Genomic DNA, 23,513 nt, shown 5'->3' with positions numbered 1-23,513 from the left:
GGTACATTAGACCGTCTTTGTAATTTATTACTTAGACGGTTTTATGCATGAACTTTAGTTCATGTATACCTCTAAAGATTAATTTGAACACATGAGTCAATACGCATGTGTAAGTCAACTACGGCCTAAATATAAATGTAACTTGAAATATATTTATGCCCCGACCTGTTTTTTAAAAATTAAAAATCAATCAAATTGACAAAAGATATAAGTGTAACTAAAATGGTTACAGGAGGTTAATTCATTTGAAAATTAGTAGTAGATTTACAGTAGCAGTGCATATATTATCTTTAATTCAAATAGAGTCCAATCAAGAGCTATCATCAAAATATATAGCTGGCAGTGTTAATACTAACCCCGTTGTTATCCGACGCATTATTGGCTATCTTAAACGTGCACAATTAGTAGATATGTATCGTGGCAATGGCGGTCTATACTTACTAAAACCGTTATCAGATATTACATTATTAGATGTATATCATGCTGTAGATGTGGTTGAAGAAGGACAATTGTTTCAGATACATGAAGACACGAACGTGAACTGTGTGGTAGGTGCTAACATTCAAGGGGTGTTAGAGATTATATTAATGCAAGCACAAGATGCTATGGAAGGTGTTCTAGCGAAAGTGACAATGAACGATATCGTTAATCAAGTATTGCAACATAATGAATAGCGTATTCGTTATTCGACTTTATGTAACTGTAACTGTTACAGTTACATCAATGATAAGCACATTTCAAAATGTAATTAATCTTAAAAGAGATAAACGGAGGAGTTTCACAATGAAAATAGGAATTATAGGCGCTTCAGGTAAAGTAGGACAACTTGTATTAAAAGAAGCTTTAGATAGAGGACATCAAGTAACTGCCATCGTGAGAAATGCATCAAAAATAACAAATACGGAAGTAGAAATCATCGAGAAAGACATTCATGATTTAACAACTACAGACATAGCATCATTTGAAGTTGTTGTTAATGCTTTTGGTGAACCATTAGGCGATTCAGAAGGACATATCAATGCAGGCCGTCATTTAATTGATATTTTAAAAGGAACAAATACAAGAGCAATTATTGTTGGTGGTGCCGGAAGTCTATATGTAGATGATGCACATACAGTTCAATTAATCGACACACCAGAATTTCCTGATATTGTTAAACCTACAGCAAGTGGTCAAGGACAAAACCTTGAAGAATTACGCAACTCAGAAGGTATAACATGGACATTCCTAAGCCCTGCTGCAGAATTTGATCCAGAGGGTGTTAGAACAGGTCATTACCAATCTGGTAAAGATCAATTAATTGTTAATTCTGAGGGAAATAGCTATATCAGTTATGCAGATTATGCCGTTGCATTAGTAGACGAAATTGAAAATCCTCAACACATTAATGAACGCTTTACTGTTGTGGGAGAAGCAAAATAATAGAATTAAAAAAGGCTGAGATATTCATGAGGACTGGTTATGAGTTGATGTGTACATATCACACAATCACTCACATTATCCATCATGTATCTCAGCCTTATTTTTATTATTTTTTAGGATATAAAACTAAATAAGATTCTAAACTTTGGCCAGACTCTTTGACTTCTTTGGCTTTCTCTTTACCTAAATAGCGTAAATGCCATGGCTCATATTGATAGCCAGTTTCATTTTCTTTGCCTTTACCATATCTAATAATAAAGCCATATTCATCTGCATGGCGTTTAATCCATTGACCTTCTTTGGTTTTACCAAAACTGCGGTATAAGTTTTTATCAGATCCCTGTGCACCCACATCGAATGATAAACCAGTTTGATGTTCTGAATGACCTGGTTTAGAGCTATATTTATTAGCTGCTTTTTCATCATCTCTAGCTTTATAATTATTGAATAATTGAATTTGAGTTTGATAGCTTCTGAAGCCACTAATTTTGTATAAATTGATATGATCTTTTTTCGCATCAGTAATCATTTTATTTAATGCTTTCACTGCTTTAGGATTTTCCCCAGGATTATAGTCTTTTGGTAATTTAATTTGCTTATTCACCATTAAGATACCGTCAATATAAGTTTTACCATCTTTTTAACTTTCTTGTGAGATTGATTCTGTTTATTACTATCTTGCTTGCTCGCTTCATTTTTTCCTTCAGAATGATAATTTGAACATGCTGATAGTACTAGTAATCCCATCAATAGCACAGTCCACAACTTTTTCATACCACACAAAACTCCTTTTATATTGTTAACGTGATTTACCAAATACCCAACTAATTGTACACGAAATAAGTTTAACATATTTTATTAGTATAATAATGGTATATAAGAAATGAATTCATTTGGTTTTTATGTAAGTATTTTAATTTTGAATTTATGATATTTATAAATCTGTTATGTAACAGTGAATAAAAATGTAATTCTGTATTAATTTAAGATACAGGTTCGCTAATCAGCCATATTTTAGTTGAAAATTAGTCATAAATTTTGTGAAAATTATCACAATAAACATGCTACACTACATGTGAAAACGTTAACAAAACGAAATGGAGGCGAACAGTATGTTAGAAACAAATCATCATACTAGTGCTTGGCAAGGTTTTAAAAATGGTCGTTGGAATAGACATGTAGACGTGAGAGAATTTATTCAACTAAATTATTCATTATATGAAGGTGACGATGCCTTTTTAGAAGGTCCAACTGAAGCAACATCAAAATTATGGGACCAAGTGATGCAATTATCTAAAGAAGAACGTGAACGCGGTGGTATGTGGGATATGGATACGAAAGTAGCATCCACAATCACATCACATGACGCTGGATATTTAGACAAAGATTTAGAAACAGTTGTCGGTGTGCAAACAGAGAAACCATTTAAACGTTCAATGCAACCGTTCGGTGGTATTCGTATGGCTAAAGCAGCATGTGAAGCATATGGTTATGAATTAGATCCAGAAACAGAAAAAATCTTTACAGACTATCGTAAAACGCATAACCAAGGTGTATTCGATGCATATTCCAGAGAAATGTTAAATTGTCGAAAAGCTGGAATAATTACAGGATTACCAGATGCATATGGTCGTGGACGTATCATCGGTGACTATCGTCGTGTGGCATTATATGGTGTTGACTTCTTAATGGAAGAAAAACTTAAAGACTTTAATACAATGTCTACTGAAATGTCAGAAGATGTGATTAGATTAAGAGAAGAATTATCCGAACAATATCGTGCCTTAAATGAATTAAAAGAACTAGGACAAATGTACGGATTTGATTTAAGTCGACCAGCTACTAACTTTAAAGAAGCGGTGCAATGGTTATACTTAGCATATCTTGCAGCAATCAAAGAACAAAATGGTGCTGCCATGAGTTTAGGACGTACATCAACATTCTTAGATATTTATGCTGAACGTGATTTGAAAAACGGTGACATTACAGAAAGTGAAGTACAAGAAATTATCGACCACTTCATTATGAAATTACGTATCGTTAAATTTGCACGTACACCAGACTATAACGAATTATTCTCTGGCGATCCAACTTGGGTAACTGAATCTATCGGTGGTGTAGGTATTGATGGTAGACCATTAGTTACGAAAAACTCATTCCGTTTCTTACATTCATTAGATAACCTAGGTCCAGCACCTGAACCAAACTTAACTGTGCTTTGGTCAGTAAGATTGCCTGAAAACTTCAAAATTTATTGTGCAAAAATGAGTATTAAAACAAGCTCAATTCAATATGAAAACGACGATTTAATGCGTGAAAGCTATGGTGATGACTATGGTATCGCATGTTGTGTATCAGCAATGAAAATCGGTAAGCAAATGCAATTCTTCGGTGCTCGTGCTAACTTAGCTAAAACATTACTATATGCTATCAATGGTGGTAAAGATGAAAAATCTGGCAAACAAGTAGGTCCAAGTTATGAAGGTATCCATTCAGACGTATTAGATTATGATGAAGTATTTGAGAAATTTGAAAAAATGATGAACTGGCTTGCAGGTGTATACATTAATTCATTAAATATCATTCATTACATGCACGATAAATATAGTTATGAACGTATTGAAATGGCGTTACATGATACAAATATTATTCGTACGATGGCAACAGGTATTGCTGGTTTATCAGTAGCAGCTGACTCTTTATCAGCAATCAAATATGCACAAGTAAAACCTATCCGTAATGAAGAAGGCCTAGTTACAGACTTCGAAATCGAAGGCGATTTCCCTAAATATGGTAATAATGATAGCCGTGTGGATGATATCGCAGTCGATTTAGTTGAACGCTTCATGACAAAATTACGTAGTCATAAAACATACCGTGACTCAGAACATACAATGAGTGTATTAACAATAACATCTAACGTTGTTTACGGTAAGAAAACAGGTAACACACCAGACGGTCGTAAAGCTGGCGAACCATTTGCACCAGGTGCAAACCCAATGCATGGTCGAGATCAAAAAGGTGCATTATCTTCATTAAGTTCTGTTGCTAAAATTCCTTATGACTGCTGTAAAGACGGTATCTCAAATACATTTAGTATCGTACCAAAATCATTAGGTAAAGAAGAAGACGCTCAGAATAAAAACTTAACAAGTATGTTAGACGGCTATGCAATGCAACATGGTCATCACTTAAATATCAATGTATTTAACAGAGAAACATTATTAGATGCAATGGAACATCCAGAAGAGTATCCACAATTAACAATCCGTGTATCTGGTTATGCAGTTAACTTCATTAAATTAACTCGCGAACAACAATTGGATGTCATTTCACGTACATTCCACGAACAAATGTAGAAAATAAGGTGGGAGCAAAATGCTTAAAGGACACTTACACTCCGTCGAAAGTATGGGCACAGTCGATGGACCAGGTATTAGATATATATTATTTACACAAGGTTGCTTATTAAGATGTTTATATTGTCATAATCCAGACACTTGGAAAATCAATGAACCATCTAGAGAAGTTACTGTAGATGAAATGGTTAATGAAATATTACCGTATCAACCTTACTTTGATGCATCTGGTGGCGGCGTGACCGTAAGCGGTGGCGAGCCATTACTACAAATGCCATTTCTAGAAGCGTTATTCAAAGAACTACAAGCAAATGGTGTACATACGTGTCTTGATACCTCTGCAGGATGCGTCAATGATACACCAGCGTTTAACCGACACTTTGATGAACTACAGAAACATACAGATCTTATATTATTAGACATAAAGCATATTAATAATGAAAAACATATTCAATTAACAGGCAAACCCAATACACATATACTCAAATTTGCCCGTAAATTGTCAGATATGAAACAACCTGTATGGATTCGTCACGTCCTAGTGCCAGGTATCTCAGATGATAAAGAAGATCTCATTCAACTTGGAGAATTTATTAATTCTCTTGATAACGTTGAAAAATTTGAAATCTTACCCTATCACCAACTCGGCGTGTATAAGTGGAAAAATTTAGGCATCCCATATCAATTAGAAAATGTTGAACCACCCGACGATGAAGCGGTCAAAAAAGCCTACCGTTACGTCAATTTCAAAGGGAAGATCTCAATTACATTATAAAAAGAAATAAACCCATAACACTACACACCCTTCACAAACACATCAGTTCCTTATTGGAATTGGTGTGTTTTTAATTATTCAAATATCTTTGTAAAAAGAATAATATGTGAAGTTATTAAATACAATATTCTGAATTGTCTTGATATTAATAAGTGTTTTATTTACATTTATATTAATAAATATATTTTTGAAAGGAGTCATTTTGATGAAAAGAATTTTCGTATTAAGTTTATCAGCATTCCTAGTTTTGGCAGGTTGTCATTCAGGTGAAAAATCGAACGCAACAGATAAGAAAGAAGAAAACAAGCAAGCGTCTAAAACAAATGATAGTAATAAAGAAAAACAAGATAATAAAAATGAAAACAAAAGTACGTCAGTGACTCAATTATCAGAAAAGAAAAAATTAACATTAGCTTTTTATGCTGACGAAGCAGATCAATATATGTTAACTAAAAATGAAATCCTAACAGGCATTTATGAGTATAAAAAGGGATCTGAAGTTGAGAAAAAGCAAATGGAAGATCTAATGTTAGAGAAAGTGGATTCTATAAAAAATGCACCCGATGGCATGAAGTTTTATCAAGTATATCCAACGAAAGGTCAGTTTGCTTCTGTTATAGGTGTAAATAAAAATAAAATATTTATAGGTGGTACACAAGGTGCATTAAATGATTATGCTTCTTTATCTAAAGATGGTAAGGAACTAGATATTAATCAGTTATATAAAGCAAATAAAGATAATAGATCTTTACCAGAAATGGAAAAGAAAATACAAATCGTTGATAGTGGTGCAGCACAAAAAGCAGATGATCCAGATAAAAACGCTGCTAATACGATGGCACATATGAGAAGCCAAATTTATAATGAAATCAGTGAATTTGATGGCGAATTAGATAATAAAACCTACCTTTGGGATAACATCCGTATAGACAACGATGGTAATTGGACAGTGAATTATCGTAATCATGATGGGGAAATCATGGGTACATATAAGAGTGAGAAAGATAAAATAATTAAACTCGATCAAAATGGTAATAAAGTTAAAGAAAAGCAAATGAGTAATCAATCAGAAGAATAATGAATCGATGAAGCGTTTAGTGACATATCAAGGTTACTAAGCGCTTTTTAAATTTCTAAATAAATTATTGTTAATTTTCTGAAAATAGGGTATCGGTATAAAAATATTAACTTCAATGATTTAAAAAGGGGATTAATCATATGAAAAAAGAAAAATCGAAGAAGTTCAAATTTAAAACACCTCATACGTATGCTTTATTATTAATGGTTATTATATTTGCTTGGATAATGACTTATGTGATACCAGCAGGGGAATATGCACGAGAAAAGAAAAGTGGTCAAACAGTAGTTGTTTCTGGTTCTTACCATGAAGTTGCGAATCAGCATTTATCATTTTTAGATATTTTTAGAGCAGTACCAGAAGGTTTGGTAAGTGGCGGTGAAATTGTATTTTATGTATTTTTAGTAGGCGGTGCATTTGGGATAGTTCACCAAACAGGTGCATTTGAAAATGGTGTGAACAAAGCAATGCGTACATTAGGCAAAGCCAATTTTTTAATGATTCCATTGACGATGACGGCCTTTTCCATTTTAGGGTTTTCTATCGGATTATCAGAGGAGACGATTATTTTTGTACCTATAGGAGTGTTGATTGCTCGTACACTTGGTTATGATGCATTAACAGGTGCAGCGGTAGTCATATTAGGAGCCGGAAGCGGATTTATGGGTGGTATGCTTAATCCGTTTACTGTTGGTATTGCGCAAAAAGTAGCTGAGTTACCATTGTTCTCTGGTTGGGGATTACGTACGATTATATACGTCTTTATACTCACTGCAGCTATTACTACAGTCATGCTTTACGGTCAAAAAGTTAAAAAGAATAAGTCGAAGAGTATTGTTTATGAGTTGGAAAAGGAAGAAGGACAACTTAATACAGAAATTGAATATCAACATTTTAGTAAGAGGCAAGCTTTCAGTCTAGCATTGATTCTTGGTGCGATTTTATTTAATGTATTTGGTATTTTTAAGTATGATTGGACCTTTACACAAATGAGTGCCAACTTTCTATTGGCTGGTATCGTAGCAGGATTAGTCGCTGGACTTGGATTTAATGGAACATTTGATGCACTAGTTAAAGGGATGCAAGATATTCTCTATGGTGCGTTAGTCGTGGGTATTGCTAAAGGGATTGTCGTGTTATTAGAAAATGGTAAAATCATCGATACGATTGTACATGGTATGACAACACTATTATCTGACGTACCTGCTTCATTAGTCATCATGGTGACGTTTGTTTTACAATTTATATTGAATTTCTTTATTCCGTCAGGCTCAGGACAAGCTTTAACAACAATGCCACTCATGATACCTATTTCAGATTTACTACACATCAATCGACAAATTACAGTGCTAGCCTTCCAATATGGAGATGCCATTAGTAATATTTTATTCCCGACATCAGCGACACTGATGGGTGCTTTAGCAGTTGCGCGCATTTCATATACACAATGGCTAAAATTTGCATGGAAACTCATTGTTGTATGGATCATTATCTGTGCTACAGCGATGTCCATCGCTCTGGTGATAGGTTACTAGTAAGTTTATATAATTTATAAATGAAAAATATTTAAAACTGATTTTACATCTAAGGTGTAGAATCAGTTTTTTTATAGAATAAGTCAATTTAAATCGCTACACAATACAGACTAGTACAATATTTATAAAAATTAATACTAAAAATAAGTGGAATGTTGTGATAATATAATATGGTGTAAATACTTAACTTTTTAATAAATTGAATAAATCTATGTAAGTAATACATATACTATATATATTTATTATTAATCTAATAAATGATTTATTCGAGGGATTAAACGGTTATTCGAGGGGAGCTATTTGAGTGAAAGTTAAAAAAGCAATTATTCCAGCAGCTGGTTTGGGGACAAGATTTTTACCAGCAACGAAAGCAATGCCAAAAGAAATGTTAGCTATCTTAGATAAACCAACAATTCAATATATTGTTGAAGAAGCATCAAGAGCAGGGATCGAAGATATCATTATCGTTACAGGTAAACATAAACGTGCGATTGAAGATCATTTCGATAACCAAAAAGAATTAGAAATGGTATTACAAGAAAAAGGGAAAAATGACCTATTAGAAAAGGTTCGATACTCAACAGATTTAGCTAACATCTTCTATGTTCGTCAAAAAGAGCAAAAAGGTTTAGGCCATGCCATTCATACAGCACGTCAATTCATTGGAAATGAACCATTCGCTGTATTATTAGGTGATGACATTGTGGAATCAGACACACCAGCAATTAAACAATTGATGGATGTTTACGATGAAACAGGTAAATCCGTAATTGGTGTTCAAGAAGTAGCTGAAGAAGACACACACCGTTACGGTATTATCGATCCATTAGAAAAATCGGGTTTACGTTATGAAGTTAAGAAATTCGTAGAAAAACCAAAACAAGGTACAGCACCATCTAATTTAGCGATTATGGGACGCTATGTACTAACACCTGAAATCTTTGATTATCTTGAAACACAAGAAGAAGGTGCAGGTAACGAAATTCAATTAACAGATGCAATTGAACGTATGAACGCCGAAAGCCAAGTATACGCATACGATTTCGAAGGTGATCGTTACGATGTCGGTGAAAAACTAGGCTTCGTTAAAACAACGATTGAATATGCATTAAAAGACGAAGATATGAAAGATGATGTGAAAAAATATATTAGAGAATTGAATTTTTAATATTAGGAGAAAAAAATTGAAAAAAGTAGATATTAAAAAAAAGATTGATAATTACAAAAAGAATAAAGGTAAATTTTGTTATATAGAGAATCGAAGAAAGAAAAAGATACAAAAAAACTATTTTGTATTAGAGTCCACTCATGGGGATTCGGTAGGGGACATATTTTTATCTTATTGATGAAATTCAAAAACAGGTTGAAAAAAGTAAAATTTTCATCGTTTCTAAACAACCAGACAAGCATAAAAAATTGCTTGATGAAAAAGGAATTTCTAACATTCATATGGTGAAACATTTATCAGAAGAATATTATGAATTGATGGCGGTTTCTGAGTATTTAATCAATGATACAACATTTTATCCATTCTTCAGTAAAAGAGAAGGACAAAAATATTATATTATTTGGCATGGTACACCTTTAAAAAATATGGGGAAAGATATGGAAGTAGTCGTAGATGTTGCTAACGTTCAACGAAATTTCTATATGGCTGATAAAATTATTGTAAGTAATGAACATACTAAAGACGTTTTAGTGGATTCACATAATTTAAAAAATATCTATCCTGGTAAAGTAGTTGTCGGACCATCACCTAGAAATAGCGTGTTTTATAATCAGGAATTACGAGAAGTTATTAGAAAAAACTTAGGTCTAGAGAATAAAAAAGTGATAAGTTACATACCGACATGGAGAGGAACAGTAGGTAAGGTAAAAAAATCAACAGAAGTCGAAAAAATGCTCAACTACTTAGATAAATTTTTAGATGACAATACTATATTATTTGTTAAACTTCATGATTTCGAAAAAAATAGTATAAAAAATACGTATAGAAATATTCGTTTCTTCCCAGAAAACTTTGAAACATATGAATTCTTAACTGCTACAGACGCTTTAATAACAGACTATTCATTAGTGATGTAAGATTATTTGAACATGGATAAACCTGTCATTCTATATACATATGACTTAGATGAATACGCCAATACTAGAGGAATGTATGAGGATTTAACAGATTATCCATTTATTAATACAGATACCTTAGAAGAATTAGAAAAGGTTATTAATAAAATTGAACCAACCACTGATTACACTGAAATGAAAAATAGATTCACTAAATACGATAGCCAAGCAGGCGCCTATAAAATAACTAAAAATATATTGAATGATTATACGGAAGATTCAATTATAGAATATGATATACACAACGGAAAAGAAACTGTAGCCATTCTTAGCGGGGGCTTTTGGAATAATGGTGTAACGACGGCACTTATCAATACTTTGGAAAATGTTGACACCTCTCAACGAAACTATATATGCTTTTTTGAAAAATCTAAGGTGAAACCAGAGCACTATTATAGATTACTAAATCTTCCAGAAAATGTACTTTTTTATCCTACAACTGGGGAATTAAATGGTAATTTATATGATCGAATGCTAGTTAAAAAGTATTTATGGGATGAAAATTATTCTGCAAAAGCTAGGAAAAACCAGTTAAAACGCCTTTATAGAGAAGAATTCAAACGATTATTCGGAGATGTAAAAATAGATTGGATGATTCATTATACTGGTTTTGAACGAAAAGAAGCTGAGATGATGAGACATATAGATGCTAAAACAGCTATATGGGTGCATACTGATATGTTTGAAGAATATAAAGCCAAACGTAATTTTAGTAAAAAGATTGTATTTGGCGCATATAAAGATGTAGATAAGATTGTTTTGGTACATAATAATTTAAGAGAGAATCTAGTGAACAATATCAAAGGTATTAGTCATAAAATGACAACTGTGAATAATTTCTTAGGAGAAAATAGAACTCGAAATCTTGGTAATGAAGATTTGTTTGAATCATTAGAGGGTGTTAAGGTCGATTATTCTTTTAATGACAATGCATATAAATCTAAGAACCAAATTCATCTAGAGAACTTTAAAGATGAAATTCAAACTCTATTAAATGAAATTAAAAATAAGAAAAATATAAACTATAAGTTAGTCATAGATAAAATTATTGAAATTAGCTCAACATACAAGCTTAGTGACTATTTAACTCATGTCGTTAATAAAGAGGTTGAAATGATTAATGAGTCTATACACAGACTTCAAGGTATATTTAATGATAATGAAGATTTGGTATATGAACTAGCATTTGAAGAGTTTGTATCAGCTATACTTCCTACATTAAAAGATAAAGAAGACGAACTGCACTTTGATTTTCCTGAGTTAAACGATCGAATAGAACAATATAGAGATAGTGAAATCGATGAAAATGAAGATTTGAGTAATGATGCAATTAACCAACCTCGACAACAACTATCTCCAAAAGTTGAAAAATTAATTTTAGATAGCTATCAAACTTTAAAAAGAGAAAAAGATTTATCAGCTAAATATGATTATTTATTTGGTAAACAGTTCGAAAAAGTGTCTAACTATATGAATCACTCAGTTTTAGATAATGAAAATCAGTTATCTAAAAAACCAATATTTGATTTTTACAATCACTTTAGAATTTCTAAAGTGAAACTTTTAAATGCTATATATGATGAAAATATTAAGGTTTACATTAATATAGGACGATATGATTATCAAAAAGGACACGATAAATTAATTGAGGCATTCGAAGATTTATATGAAATCAATCAAAATATATTCTTAGTTTTAGTTTGTCCGCATGGTCCACTAAAAAGTAAAACGATTAATAGGGTTAGAAATTCATCGGCTAGGGAAAGCATCGTCATTTTAGGTGGAATGAATAATCCATACCCACTATTATCGAATTGTGATGCATTTGTATTATCATCAAATTACGAGGGATTAGGATTAGTTGTATACGAAGCATTAGCGCTAGAAACAGATGTAATCACTGTAGACCTTCCAGAAACAATTCAATACTTAGAAGAAGATCAAGCCATTATTGTAGATAATAATGCGAAAGGAATCTATAACGGTTTATATAAACATAGATATAATCAATATGAAATTAAACCATTTAATTTCGAACCATTTAGACAATCGTCTATTAAGGAATTTGAAGAAGTCTTTAAATAATTCATATAGACGTACAGGCATTGCTAACCATCAACTAGGAAAGATAGGTCTCCGATTATCAAGTTATTGTTACATTAAATGTATCAATATATTTTGTGTAAAGGAGAATAAATATGAAGTTAATTCGATGGTCAGGTCTCGTATTAATTTGTACTTTAACTGTGATACCGATGAATGGTTTAGCACATGCCCAAACTAATCAAACAAATATGTCATCAGTACATACTGATATCCATGATACTCAGTTTGAAAAATCTGGAAATGTCGGTAATCACGCACAATTTTTACTTGATGAATCGTTTCTAAAATCACTAGATAAAGGAACTGTTTCATTTAATGGTTACCAAGTTGTATCAAATGATGATGGAAAATCAACGTATAACAAGCAAGTGTTTGATCAAGATATCACAGTTATTGATTCCCATTCAGCATCGAGTGTGAGATTTTCAGTAGCAAATCCAAGTGTGTCATTACAACAGATGAAGGACGTATATGATTCATCAAAGCTAAAACATATCCCTCATACAAGTAATGATGCACAATATCCTGATGATGGTACTTATGTTTATCAAGGTGATGCTACGCGATTACAATTTGTAGTTAAAAAGGGCTATGTATCAACTGTAACAGTCGGTCAAGTGAATACAGAAGGATAAAGTAAGGGTAAGTGTGCGGTTTGTCTAAGGGTAGATAATTATACTTTTAAAAGAAATCTAAATGAAGAAACATAAATATAAAATCCTCAACTTGTGGTATCAACACTATTGAAAAGTGTGAATCAATCATCACTCTATATTCAATGGTGTTCATCCATTTAAGTTGAGGATATTTTTTATAATGCTTCTTTGAGTGCTTCTTTCATAGCGACATAAGCATAGTTACCAAAGTCTGCTTGTGCACTTTCAAACGGAGCGCCATTAACACTCACTACTTCATGATTTTTATCTTTATCATACTTAACAGGTGAGAAATTAAAATAAGCTAAATAGTTAGAATCGGCTTTTTCGTCTTTTTCCTTTTCACCTTTAACTAATATTGACACATTAGTAACTGGAAGTGCTTCATAATTCATTTGAGCTACACTATATGGTACAGGTTTTGATTGGTTAAGTTTTAATAATTGGTTTAAATTTTTAACTTTAGTGAAATCTTTATTTTCTACAGCATCACTGAAACTTACATGATATAGACCTGGTTCAACAGAAGCATAAATAAGTTTACCGTCTTTATATTTAGTCATGATTTCAGTATAATATTCTGGGTAATTAGTGTTGCCGACTTTTTTACCAGAGCCAGTGACATACCAATAATTAACTTGCTTAATACCATCTTCGCCTGCATCCATTTTTTGACGTTTTACATCTTTTTTATCTTTGAAAAATGCATCAACATCGTCTAATGAAGAACCCTTAGATTCTTTAGTATATTTATAATCAGCAAGCTTTACTTTATCCATTAATTTCTTATAATCTTTCCAACCTTGCATTCCTTTTTGATTAGTAAAAGTTTTATCTGTCATTATTGGATCTAATTTATTAAGCATAGAGATTGGTTTTTGTTTATTATACTTTTTCTTAGCTTCTTCATACGCTTCACTATTGTCATCGTATTCTTTAAAACGTTCACTTTTACTTTTAGCTTTAGATTCTGATTTTTTCTCATCATTTTTATGTGAATCTTTATCATTATTACTATTGCTACAACCTGCTAAACATAATACTAATGCTAAAATAAATACACTAATTAATTTTTTCATAAAAAATTCTCCTTTAACTATGTTTTAAGTTAATGCATTATTATATTTTTCATAAGCCATCCCTTTGTCTTCAAGAACATGACGATAAAAAGGATTTTGACCGATAATTTTAATGTGGTCAGCTAACACTTCAACCTCATCCAAGTGATGTGTGGTCATAATAATTAAACATTGAGATTTTAATTGTTCTAATAAATGATGGATATCATATCTAGATTCGAGATCGATACCTACAGTTGGTTCGTCTAGAATTAAAATCTTAGGTTGGCTAAGTAGTCCGATTAATATATTGATTTTTCTTTTATTACCACCAGATAGCTTCGAAACTTTAGCTTTGGTTTCATCAAAATTAAGTTGTTTTAAATAACTTTGAATCGTCTCTTCTGATATTGGATGTTCACATAATGATTTGAAAAATTGAATATTCTCTTCAACAGTCATATGTTCAAATAATGCGATGTCTTGTGGTACATAACCCACTAATTGTCTGATTTGCCGTTTAGTTAATGTCTTCCCAAAATAGTGAATGCTACCTGCATCGACCTTTTCAATACCAGCAATTAAGCGCAATAACGTAGACTTACCGGCACCATTTTCACCTAATAGAATAGTGATGAGATTGTTCTGAAATGTCATATTTAGTGAATCGAAAATGTGCTTCTTCTTATAATGTTTCGCTACGTTTTGAACGTCTATCATATTTATCACACTCCTTTATAATTGAATCCATATATAAATCACACTTATTACCATGGCATACACAATCGCCATAAATAGACGATGACTTAAGACATTTACTTTAAATAGAAGTAATGCCATACCGAACTCGTAAACTACTAATATAATGATTGATTTCAAGTAAAACCATATACTCAAAGGTTGGTGCATGCCAATACTAATGAGCACTAATATACAAAATAGAATAATGACATGTGTAATGATATAGGTACTATAAAGTTTGAGTTGACTATGATGAGTCAGAAATAATCGATGAAGTGGTGCATCTTGCTTAAGACGTTGATGTGATAGAATTTGAATCACACTGACCCATATCACAACGGCAAATACAATGCCGATAGAGATAGATTGATTGGCATTATGATTGATGGCATGCGTAGTCATTTGTGATTTGGGTGTGTCTTTGTTGTATTGCTTTTGAATGTCTGACATTGTTTTAGGTTGTTTTATATCACTTAAATGTTCATATATAATATTTGGAATTTGTTGTTCATATAAGGAACGACTTATGATTTCAATGGCTATACTACCTATGAAATCATCACGTCCATATAACGGCAGGGCAGCCTTTAAATTGTTGTCTTTAAGTTTACGATCAAAGTCTTTAGGAATTTGTAGGCTTGCCATGACTTCCTTTTTCTTTACTAAATCATCGATATAAAAGTCGTCTTCAGATAGTTGACGAACATCAACATATTTACTTTGATTAATTTGATGTATGAGTTGCTTAGATGATTGGGTATGACTCATATCTTGTACTGCGATTGGAATTTTAAACGTTTGATTTGCAGATTTTTGACCCAACCATAAGGCAGTTAATGTTAAGACAATCGTCAATATCAAGATTAAATAAGCTAGCCATTGTTTTTTAATCACAAGTTGAATATAAGGTTTCATCGGCGATACCTCCAAACAAGTACAAGTATTAACATCACAATCAATACAACCAAACTAGAATAAAAAGCAGGGTGTGTATCTAAAATATAATTATTTAATGTAATTTCTAGCATCTGATTAGTGACTAAACTAAATGGTTGACTGACTATCATATTATTAAATATATGTTGGAAGAAAATGGTTGGGACAGTGATACCAGAAAATCCAATAATTATGATGCTTAAACCGACTTTTAAAAGTAAATTCAACCATGATTTAGCTAATAAATCGATTATGATTAAGCATAAGATCATCATTGTTACAAAGTATAGTAATTCAATAGTTACTGTAGGCCAATTGTAATTTCTAAAGGGACTATTTAGTGCATGATGAATCCAAATAAACCCTATAGCTGACCATAGTAGCGTGTAAAACCAAGCGATAAACCCACGGACAAGTGTGAGTTTCTCATAGGAAAAGTGAAACATTTGTAATCGCTCTTTTAATGCAGATTCTTGGTTCATTTTAAGTACAGTATAGAGTGAGAGACATAGGATATATATTGAAAGTAAATAACCAGTCACCACATAATAACTACCAGTATCATAGATATTGATAGGTTCATAATCGAAGGCACCAGTACGATTGAGACCTGTAAATAGCATGTCAGTCATCGTCATTAATGTCTCATTGTCAGAAGGCTTATCCGCAAGATGAGTGAAACTTAGAATGCCCCCCATTGATAACATTAAGCGGTCATACACAGAATGAGTAAGTTGGTTAATGACTACACTTTTAGTGGACTGTTTGTCATATGTATAAACTGAAATAGGAAGACTGCCGTTTTTATAAAAAGCCTTTGTCATACCTTTATCAAAGACGAAATAGCCCTGTAATTTCTGTTGTTGCAACAATTGATGCGCTTGATGTTCATCATATTTTTTCAAAGAGACGTTTTTTCCTAAGTGACTCCCTTTACCTACAGACCCTAAAATAAGTTGCGTTTCTTTGGAGTGATCCTTGTCGACGATACCTATCTTGAAAGAAGATTGATCTTGGTTAAGTTGTTGTAGAATTGTTAGTGTCGTGATTAAAGCCATAATCATCAGTAATAAATATAAAAATAAACACCACTTCTTCAATAAAAAAGAGTGGTAGATGTGAAACAATTTTAGTATTTTCAAATAACCACTCCTATTAAATGATATGAAAAATGGGGTGGAAATTATGTCCCACCCCGTATGGTTGTATTGGCTACGATATCCTATATTGAAATGGATAGGGGTATGAGCCAGTCAATAGTTTGAAAATGTATTTGATATATCATTCTCTAGCTACTTAATCTTCTAATTTTTTAGTTATTTTTTTGAAATTATCTTTATAACTTTTATTGATTTCTTTGGCTAGTTTTTCTTTGTCTTTTTCAGATAAATCATTAAAATCTTTAGCACCTTTTGTATCAAAGTCAATTTTTTCTTTTAATTTGGTATCTGCATTTAAAATGATGTTAATAGGTTCATTTTCTATTTTAAACTCTACATTAAGCTTTTGTTTTTGTTGATTATTCTTTGTATCAGTATCTAAATTATTTTCATAGTCAATATCATAGTTATCTGTACCATCATCTATAGTTACAGTACCAGCATCTTTTCGTTTTGAATCGCTTTGACTTTCCTTATTATCGATATCAACTGTATAACGATCATAATCTATACTACTTGTTAATGTGTATTTATCTTTGTAGTTATCATCTTTCTTTTTAGATGTACCATTAATCTCAAATGTATTATCATTACCAGACACTTTGTAATCCACTTTTAAATCATCATCAATTTTATTTGTACCTTTGATAGTGATTTTTTTGTCATCTGAATCAGTAATAGTAATATCTCGTTTTAATATTTGGTGCTTTTCTTGATAAATTTTAGATTCGATTTTAGGGAAATCTTTATCTTGAGCATCCTGTGCATCTTTGAGTGCATCTTTAATTGATTTGTTATAATCTTTTTCATTCATATTTGAAAGTCGCAAAAGTTCATTGTCATTCTTTGCTTTTTTTAATGCGGCTACTGTTATTTTCTTAGCTTTTTCTCTACTAATAGTTAATGTGACAGGTTTAATCTTTTTAGATTCGCCGTCAATTTTGACCTTTTCTTTATCGCCTTTTTTAAAGTCATCATCATCTAATTGATTTGTGATTAAATCAGTATAGCGCTCAGTTACTTTATCCATATCATCTTGACGTGTGTGTAATACGCCTAGTTGATTGTTCAAATTGAAATTAACATTTGAATAGCCTTTATCTTTAAGTTCAGATGGGTCAACACCTTGCAATTCAGCTAATCCATCAATAATTTCATTATTTTTGATACTATAAATACCTTTGAAGTAAGGTGATTGGTAATATTGATTTTGATCATCGGCACTGGCTTGGAATTTACCGATTTCTTCATCTACGATTGTAGGTGACATATTGACGATACTTTTCTTACTTTTAGGATCGTGGCCAATGGTACCTTCAAGTTTTGTACCATCTACTACAGATTTAGGTAAGCCAAGATCTTCGATAAAATCTTTAGAGGCATCTGCACTAATTTCGAATTTAGATAAGAATGAATTATTGTTATATTTTTCTTGGAATTTCATTTCGTTTTCAAAACGATCATTTACATATGAATTTAAGTTTTTAGCTGTTTTCTTTTCACTTAATAAATATGTATTTTTGGGTGTGTTAGTAATAAATGCATATACACCCCAAGCTATTCCCAGTACAAGTAATAATCCGACCACGATAGGTAAGATGATTTTAAGTTTTTTCGACATATCGTATCCTCCCAAAATTTGCTATAATCCCCCAATTAGAATTGAACTATTTAACAAAAGTGACTAAATAATTGCGAACAATTTATTCAGCCACTTTACTTGTATTATTTTAACTTGATTTCCTTTTTAGCAAGATTATCGTTGCTATAATCGTTAGGATCTTTAACCTGTAATGTTACTGGTGTTTTAGTATCTTTTAATTTAAAGAATTTAACTGCTTTAACTTTACCACCTTTATTGATTTCGTCAGTATCGTTATCGCCGTATTTTCTATCTAATTTACTATCATAAGCATCCCCAGTTTCTAATTTTCTTTTTACATCTTTAGAATCTTGGTATGCTTCAAAGCTTTGACTGAATGCTGATGATGCTGTTACATCTTCTTTATCAGTTTTCTTTTTAACACCATAAACAATAGCAATATTTGGTTTGTCATCATCTGCATATTTACTTGCATCAACGATTTCAGTATCTAAAATTTCAATATCAAAATCTTTACTTGTCAATTTATCATTTTTGAATTTAGAGTTAGATTTTTCTTTATCATCGTCAGAAGAATCAACTTTAACAGAATCAGTATTACCAGAATCTTTCTTGCTTTCAGATGATTTGTTTGATGAATCACTATCTGATGAATCCTTAGAAGAATCATCTTTACCACCACATGCGGCTAATACTAGTACTGACGCAAATAGTAAAGCTAATAATTTTTTCATAGTCACAACCTCCAAAATTTTATAAAAGTAAAAGTATGTAATAAAACATTCAAGTTTTAATATTAAATGTATATTAAAATAATGAATATTTATGGTAAATAGTATAGCATTTATTAGATATAATAGTAATACTTTTATTTTAAAATATTTAGTTTAAAATATATAGATAAACAGTATATTTACATAGATTATGATTAATTAAATTTTTGTATAGTTGTAATACCAAATTGTTTTAAAAGCACAATTATCTAATAGAGTTAAATTGAATTTTGTCTAATAATATTAAGAGTTAGTAAAAAAATAAAAAGTAATGCAGAGGAGAAGCAATGGAAAATATAAAAAATCAATAAGCTATTTTTATCTTTTGAAATCATTCCGTTTATAATGACAGTTTTATTAATGTTTGCACCGATGTTAGCAGAATTAATGAATAATCGCTTGCAGTACGGTTGGGATTTTAGTGATAAAGTTGCTTTATATTCTTATATTTCAATTATGAGTGTATATGTTATTACCATATTGTTAGAAATTATTTTTTATTTTAAAATACTGAAAAATTATCAATATGATCAAACAAATATTGAATTAGCCAATAGAGTTAAAGTCACAAAGGTATTGTCAATTTTATATATGATTCCAGGTTTATATGCGATTCCATTTTATTTTAGATTTTTACATGTTCGCTCATTTAGAGAAAATAAAAAGTCGGGACAACCTGCTTATCATTTTTGGGAAAGCTTTATAAAAGCTGACAGAAAACCATTTGAGTTGAAAGACATTTTTACCAAAAACCGTTGATTAAGGAGTTAATAATGAAAAAACTAATTTTAGGTGTTTTAGTTATATTGATAAGTATATTGAATAGTGGTTGTAGTGATAATCAAGAGGAAAACAAATATCAAAGTAAAATAAATAAAATTATGGAAATTCAGCAAGAAACACATAAAGAAATGGTAAAAAAAGATGATGAATTCATACCAGAATTTGATAAAGATAAAGTAAACACATACGTATTTGATGAAGGTAAACTTATTATAATAAGTTATAAAGCATTCAAAAATAGTGGTAATCTGTTTTTTATACCTTATGTATTTAAAGATGACAAAATATACTATAAAGAGCACTTCGACGCAGAAACATATGTTAAAGAACATAAAGCTGATTATAAAGATATCAAAGTAAACTGAATTATAGGAGAGAGAAAATGGAAAAATTAATTAAAGTGACGTCTTTAATTGGCGTTATCATTCAAAGCTTTTTAACATTATTATTTTTATTATTTTTAATTTTATCAGCTACAGGCATTATACAACCGGATTTAACTACAACAGTTAATGGAAAGGAAACAGTACAAAGTCCAGAAACAGCTCAAGCAACATTCGTTACGGTATTTGTCGTTTTATTTGTTATTTCTTTAGTTTCAGATTTATTAGGTATTTTCGCTATGAAAAAGTTATTTGTTAATAATAAAATGAGCGGTATTATGCATATTATTGGAGCAGTGATCAGTGCTAATCTATTAACATTTATTGTTTGGTTAATCAGTGGTATTTCTATCTTAAGTTATAACAAAACTAGAAAAGAAGTGTCGTAGTATGAAATATACTTGGTGGATACTTTTAACAATTGCAGGTATTTTAAGTTTAATAAGTGTATATGGATTTATTCTATGTGTAGGTAGCTTTGGAATGGTAGCACTGAATGTTATGTGGTTATTTGTCTACACACCACATAAAAATTCAAAAGCACTTGAATCTGTTTCAAAACCAACAATATATTTGTCAATCATTGGAACATACGCTGTCATAACGTTGATGTCTATTCTATTTTACTTTGTAATGAAAACTGATTTTAATGATATAGGAACAAAATTATACGGTGAAACTTTTAATACGTTAGGATTACCATTATTTATCATTGGCATTGTTTTATTTACTATTGGTACATGGTTTGTATATAAAAAACAACAATCACGATTAAGACAATAAAACGAATAGAATGTAGTTTAGGACGGGGTGATGAGAATACTGTCCTATTGGTTTATACATATATTAGAAAGCGCTATATATACGTAATAAGGAGGATGTATTAATGGAAGAATCATTAAAACAATTAAGAAAACCGGCAATTCAATATTTAAATATATTTTCATTAATTTTTATATTTTTTTCATGTTTACAATATAACTTTGATTTGACTATAGAGTATACACCGATTTACCTAGTAGTAACTACGATAATAGCAATTATAATTAATATTCTAGGCCTTTTACAATTCTTAGAAAAAAAAGTGACGAAACCTATAAAAAGAGCAAAGCGTTATTTAATAATTAACATATTAAGTAGTTATACTGTATATATGACATTTTACAATTTATACTTTTTTGTGGCTGCTAAGCATCATTATTATTTGGATAATTATTGGTATTTTGGAATTATGACATTATTATTTTGTTCTACTGCTCATATATTAAGTATATTATTAATGATGTTTACTCCTAATTGGTCAAAAGAGAATAAGATGGTGGCTATCATTATTTTGAAGGGGTTAGCTTCTTTGATATATATTCAAAAAATTGTAGAATATTTTGTTGTTCCAAACATTGCAGAATCACATTTTATATTTTTATTATCTCTACTATTTATTTTTGCATGTAACTTTATAGTTACTCAATATTATTTACTGTATGTAAATGTTTATACAGAAGTAAATGATGACAAAAATAACTAAAAAATAATAAAGGATGGGACTAATGGAATTAGATGTATTAATAATGCCTCATATAGCGAAAATAGAATTAAAGAGTTCTTTGTGTCGAATGATATATATACAATGGGACCAATTATTTTTAATAAAGAAAATATGGGTATGGGTGAAGTTAATTTTGTAACATATATATCACTCAATGATGAAATTGAAGACATACCTGAATTAAATATTAAGTATCAACCTACGTTGGAAATTTATCCGACAATTTCTCATAAATGTTTTGATGAGGAAGATTTTGAAGCTATGTATGAGGATATTCAGATATTTGCTTTTGAAAATGATATAACTCTTTCAGATAAACCTTTCTATCATGTGATGTCTCATTACTTTGGGGGAGAGATTTATGAAATTCATGCCGAAATTAATATAGATGAGGTTGAATAAAATGAATTTTTCAGAAATAATGTACCGAAATGTAGTATATAAAGAATACGTTGATTACAGTATTAACAAACTCGATGAATGTGCAATTGATTTTTATAATTTGATTAATGCTTTTGATTTAGAGAAAAATGGTCCACTAATTATGCTTTATACACAGGTAATGAAAGACAATAGGGTTAATGTGAAAATGATGACACCTGTTAACAAATCATTTGTTCCTAATAAATATTTAAACTTTATGACGTTTTTATATATAGACCAAATGTTGCATGGAAGATTAATAGGTGATGATTATTCTAATGAAGAGCCTAAACTATTATATGAAATTGAAGAATTTGCGAAAAAAAATAAAATGAGAAGAATTTCACCATATTATCATATCATAAATGAAATAGATGATTTGAATTGGGTTGATGTAAAGGTCAAAGTGATGGAGGTCTCTAACACATAATGGATATTATACTTGTGATTATCGTGTTTGGTTTATTTTATTTGGTGCATTTTACATCAGTAATGCATTCGGGCGGTCTTAAAGTATTGCCAATAATGACATATATTTTAGCTCTCATTTTATATTTAATACCTGTGATTCTCATAAAAGAAGAAAGTGCAAATCAGTTTGAAAACTTGATGCTCATATTAAATATAGGTGTGTTGTTGTATGGAATTATGGGTGTAAGGGGTTTGTGGTCTAGGCCTTTGAAAGTAAAGATTCAAGAGCTAACAAAGTCATCAGATAAAATGATTACACAACATAAATATGACAAAATTGAAAGTATGAAAATTAATTTAGAAATAGCTAAATATAAGGGCATAATATCATTATTGATCTCATTTATATTTATGATCACAATGTCAATCAAAGCATCATCACAGTATAAAGAAGATTTTGCATTTGGAAACATTATCATAATATATATTTTTATCGTAATATTTGTGATTTACATTATTATAGATATCATTTTTAGAATAACAAAAGGACGATGGAGACTCATATCAATAAGACCATTACTGATGTCGATTTGGTTATTTATTTTCATAGTGATATTACTAATACAAAGATAGGTGAATAA

22 protein-coding genes and 3 pseudogenes are annotated in these 23,513 nt (G+C 30.7%); 18 read left to right on the top strand and 7 right to left on the bottom strand.

The features are described from left to right. Positions 1 to 245 precede the first annotated feature (245 nt). Together ACZ267_RS03015 and ACZ267_RS03010 are read left to right on the top strand one after the other, a co-directional pair. Positions 246 to 674, top strand: a complete 429-nt coding sequence (locus ACZ267_RS03015) for an Rrf2 family transcriptional regulator (RefSeq protein WP_002466793.1) — start codon at positions 246 to 248, stop codon at positions 672 to 674. A gap of 109 nt (positions 675 to 783) precedes the next feature. Next, on the top strand, positions 784 to 1,422 hold the full coding sequence (locus ACZ267_RS03010; RefSeq protein ID WP_047210532.1) for an NAD(P)-dependent oxidoreductase: 639 nt from the start codon (positions 784 to 786) through the stop codon (positions 1,420 to 1,422). A gap of 106 nt (positions 1,423 to 1,528) precedes the next feature. Here ACZ267_RS03010 and ACZ267_RS03005 read toward each other — a convergent pair. Beyond that, positions 1,529 to 2,196, bottom strand: a pseudogene (locus tag ACZ267_RS03005) (M15 family metallopeptidase). Between the two features lie 338 nt (positions 2,197 to 2,534). On the opposite strand from ACZ267_RS03005, the gene pflB reads away from it, so the two are divergent. From pflB to isaB, 8 genes and pseudogenes are all read left to right on the top strand, one after another. Then, positions 2,535 to 4,781: a formate C-acetyltransferase gene (pflB, locus tag ACZ267_RS03000; protein ID WP_079449120.1), complete on the top strand. Its 2,247-nt coding sequence runs from the start codon at positions 2,535 to 2,537 to the stop codon at positions 4,779 to 4,781. Positions 4,782 to 4,800: 19 nt separating this feature from the next. Continuing rightward, positions 4,801 to 5,556 (top strand): pyruvate formate-lyase-activating protein, encoded by a 756-nt coding sequence (gene pflA, locus ACZ267_RS02995; RefSeq protein ID WP_047210530.1) that lies wholly within the window; start codon positions 4,801 to 4,803, stop codon positions 5,554 to 5,556. A 205-nt stretch (positions 5,557 to 5,761) separates the two neighbouring features. Next, positions 5,762 to 6,634 carry a hypothetical protein gene (locus tag ACZ267_RS02990; RefSeq protein ID WP_463680285.1) on the top strand — a complete coding sequence of 291 codons (873 nt, stop codon included), beginning with the start codon at positions 5,762 to 5,764 and terminating at the stop codon, positions 6,632 to 6,634. Between the two features lie 140 nt (positions 6,635 to 6,774). Beyond that, complete coding sequence (locus ACZ267_RS02985) at positions 6,775 to 8,169, top strand: YfcC family protein (RefSeq protein WP_047210528.1); 1,395 nt, start codon at positions 6,775 to 6,777, stop codon at positions 8,167 to 8,169. A 304-nt stretch (positions 8,170 to 8,473) separates the two neighbouring features. Further along, the gene (gene galU, locus ACZ267_RS02980) at positions 8,474 to 9,337 is read left to right on the top strand and encodes a UTP--glucose-1-phosphate uridylyltransferase GalU (protein WP_047210527.1); all 864 of its coding nucleotides are present in this window, start codon (positions 8,474 to 8,476) and stop codon (positions 9,335 to 9,337) included. Between the two features lie 173 nt (positions 9,338 to 9,510). Beyond that, positions 9,511 to 10,434: pseudogene (locus ACZ267_RS02975) on the top strand (CDP-glycerol glycerophosphotransferase family protein); the annotation flags it as partial. Beyond that, positions 10,429 to 12,378, top strand: a complete 1,950-nt coding sequence (locus ACZ267_RS02970; RefSeq protein WP_308217848.1) for a glycosyltransferase — start codon at positions 10,429 to 10,431, stop codon at positions 12,376 to 12,378. The pseudogene ACZ267_RS02975 and the gene ACZ267_RS02970, both read left to right, overlap by 6 nt. Positions 12,379 to 12,491: 113 nt before the next feature. Beyond that, entirely contained in the window at positions 12,492 to 13,034 is a 543-nt protein-coding gene (gene isaB / locus ACZ267_RS02965) for an immunodominant staphylococcal antigen IsaB family protein (protein ID WP_058714336.1), read from the top strand. A 176-nt stretch (positions 13,035 to 13,210) separates the two neighbouring features. On the opposite strand, the gene ACZ267_RS02960 is transcribed toward isaB, so the two are convergent. The 6 genes from ACZ267_RS02960 to ACZ267_RS02935 all read right to left on the bottom strand — a co-directional run bounded on the left by ACZ267_RS02960 (position 13,211) and on the right by ACZ267_RS02935 (position 19,287). Continuing rightward, positions 13,211 to 14,134 (bottom strand): hypothetical protein, encoded by a 924-nt coding sequence (locus ACZ267_RS02960; RefSeq protein WP_047210525.1) that lies wholly within the window; start codon positions 14,132 to 14,134, stop codon positions 13,211 to 13,213. A 24-nt stretch (positions 14,135 to 14,158) separates the two neighbouring features. After that, a complete protein-coding gene (locus tag ACZ267_RS02955; protein WP_047210524.1) occupies positions 14,159 to 14,833 on the bottom strand; it encodes an ABC transporter ATP-binding protein in 675 nt (224 codons plus the stop codon). Positions 14,834 to 14,848: 15 nt separating this feature from the next. Then, positions 14,849 to 15,769 (bottom strand): ABC transporter permease, encoded by a 921-nt coding sequence (locus ACZ267_RS02950; protein WP_047210523.1) that lies wholly within the window; start codon positions 15,767 to 15,769, stop codon positions 14,849 to 14,851. Next, positions 15,766 to 16,932, bottom strand: coding sequence for an ABC transporter permease (locus ACZ267_RS02945; protein ID WP_047210522.1), 1,167 nt, complete (start codon positions 16,930 to 16,932; stop codon positions 15,766 to 15,768). Before ACZ267_RS02945 ends, ACZ267_RS02950 begins: the two co-directional genes overlap by 4 nt. Positions 16,933 to 17,086: 154 nt before the next feature. Further along, the gene (locus ACZ267_RS02940) at positions 17,087 to 18,571 is read right to left on the bottom strand and encodes a DUF6583 family protein (RefSeq protein ID WP_047210521.1); all 1,485 of its coding nucleotides are present in this window, start codon (positions 18,569 to 18,571) and stop codon (positions 17,087 to 17,089) included. 104 nt (positions 18,572 to 18,675) lie between these two features. Next, positions 18,676 to 19,287 (bottom strand): DUF5067 domain-containing protein, encoded by a 612-nt coding sequence (locus ACZ267_RS02935; protein ID WP_047210520.1) that lies wholly within the window; start codon positions 19,285 to 19,287, stop codon positions 18,676 to 18,678. 326 nt (positions 19,288 to 19,613) lie between these two features. On the opposite strand from ACZ267_RS02935, the pseudogene ACZ267_RS02930 reads away from it, so the two are divergent. The 8 genes and pseudogenes from ACZ267_RS02930 to ACZ267_RS02895 all read left to right on the top strand — a co-directional run bounded on the left by ACZ267_RS02930 (position 19,614) and on the right by ACZ267_RS02895 (position 23,505). Beyond that, a pseudogene (locus tag ACZ267_RS02930) lies at positions 19,614 to 20,085 on the top strand (DUF5083 family protein). A gap of 14 nt (positions 20,086 to 20,099) precedes the next feature. Further along, the gene (locus ACZ267_RS02925; protein ID WP_047210518.1) at positions 20,100 to 20,474 is read left to right on the top strand and encodes a cystatin-like fold lipoprotein; all 375 of its coding nucleotides are present in this window, start codon (positions 20,100 to 20,102) and stop codon (positions 20,472 to 20,474) included. A 17-nt stretch (positions 20,475 to 20,491) separates the two neighbouring features. Then, a complete protein-coding gene (locus ACZ267_RS02920; protein ID WP_047210517.1) occupies positions 20,492 to 20,881 on the top strand; it encodes a DUF4064 domain-containing protein in 390 nt (129 codons plus the stop codon). 1 nt (position 20,882) lies between these two features. Further along, entirely contained in the window at positions 20,883 to 21,275 is a 393-nt protein-coding gene (locus tag ACZ267_RS02915; RefSeq protein WP_047211290.1) for a DUF5084 family protein, read from the top strand. A 103-nt stretch (positions 21,276 to 21,378) separates the two neighbouring features. Continuing rightward, positions 21,379 to 22,017: a DUF5079 family protein gene (locus ACZ267_RS02910; RefSeq protein WP_079449119.1), complete on the top strand. Its 639-nt coding sequence runs from the start codon at positions 21,379 to 21,381 to the stop codon at positions 22,015 to 22,017. A 102-nt stretch (positions 22,018 to 22,119) separates the two neighbouring features. Further along, the gene (locus ACZ267_RS02905; protein ID WP_239216988.1) at positions 22,120 to 22,440 is read left to right on the top strand and encodes a DUF5085 family protein; all 321 of its coding nucleotides are present in this window, start codon (positions 22,120 to 22,122) and stop codon (positions 22,438 to 22,440) included. A gap of 1 nt (position 22,441) precedes the next feature. Continuing rightward, positions 22,442 to 22,891: a DUF5085 family protein gene (locus ACZ267_RS02900; RefSeq protein ID WP_227705989.1), complete on the top strand. Its 450-nt coding sequence runs from the start codon at positions 22,442 to 22,444 to the stop codon at positions 22,889 to 22,891. Further along, positions 22,891 to 23,505: a DUF5080 family protein gene (locus ACZ267_RS02895; RefSeq protein ID WP_047211287.1), complete on the top strand. Its 615-nt coding sequence runs from the start codon at positions 22,891 to 22,893 to the stop codon at positions 23,503 to 23,505. Before ACZ267_RS02900 ends, ACZ267_RS02895 begins: the two co-directional genes overlap by 1 nt. Positions 23,506 to 23,513 lie beyond the last annotated feature (8 nt).

It is taken from the genome of Staphylococcus sp. AC872 (genome assembly GCF_979255425.1).
This window is presented reverse-complemented; position numbering and strand designations above follow the sequence as displayed.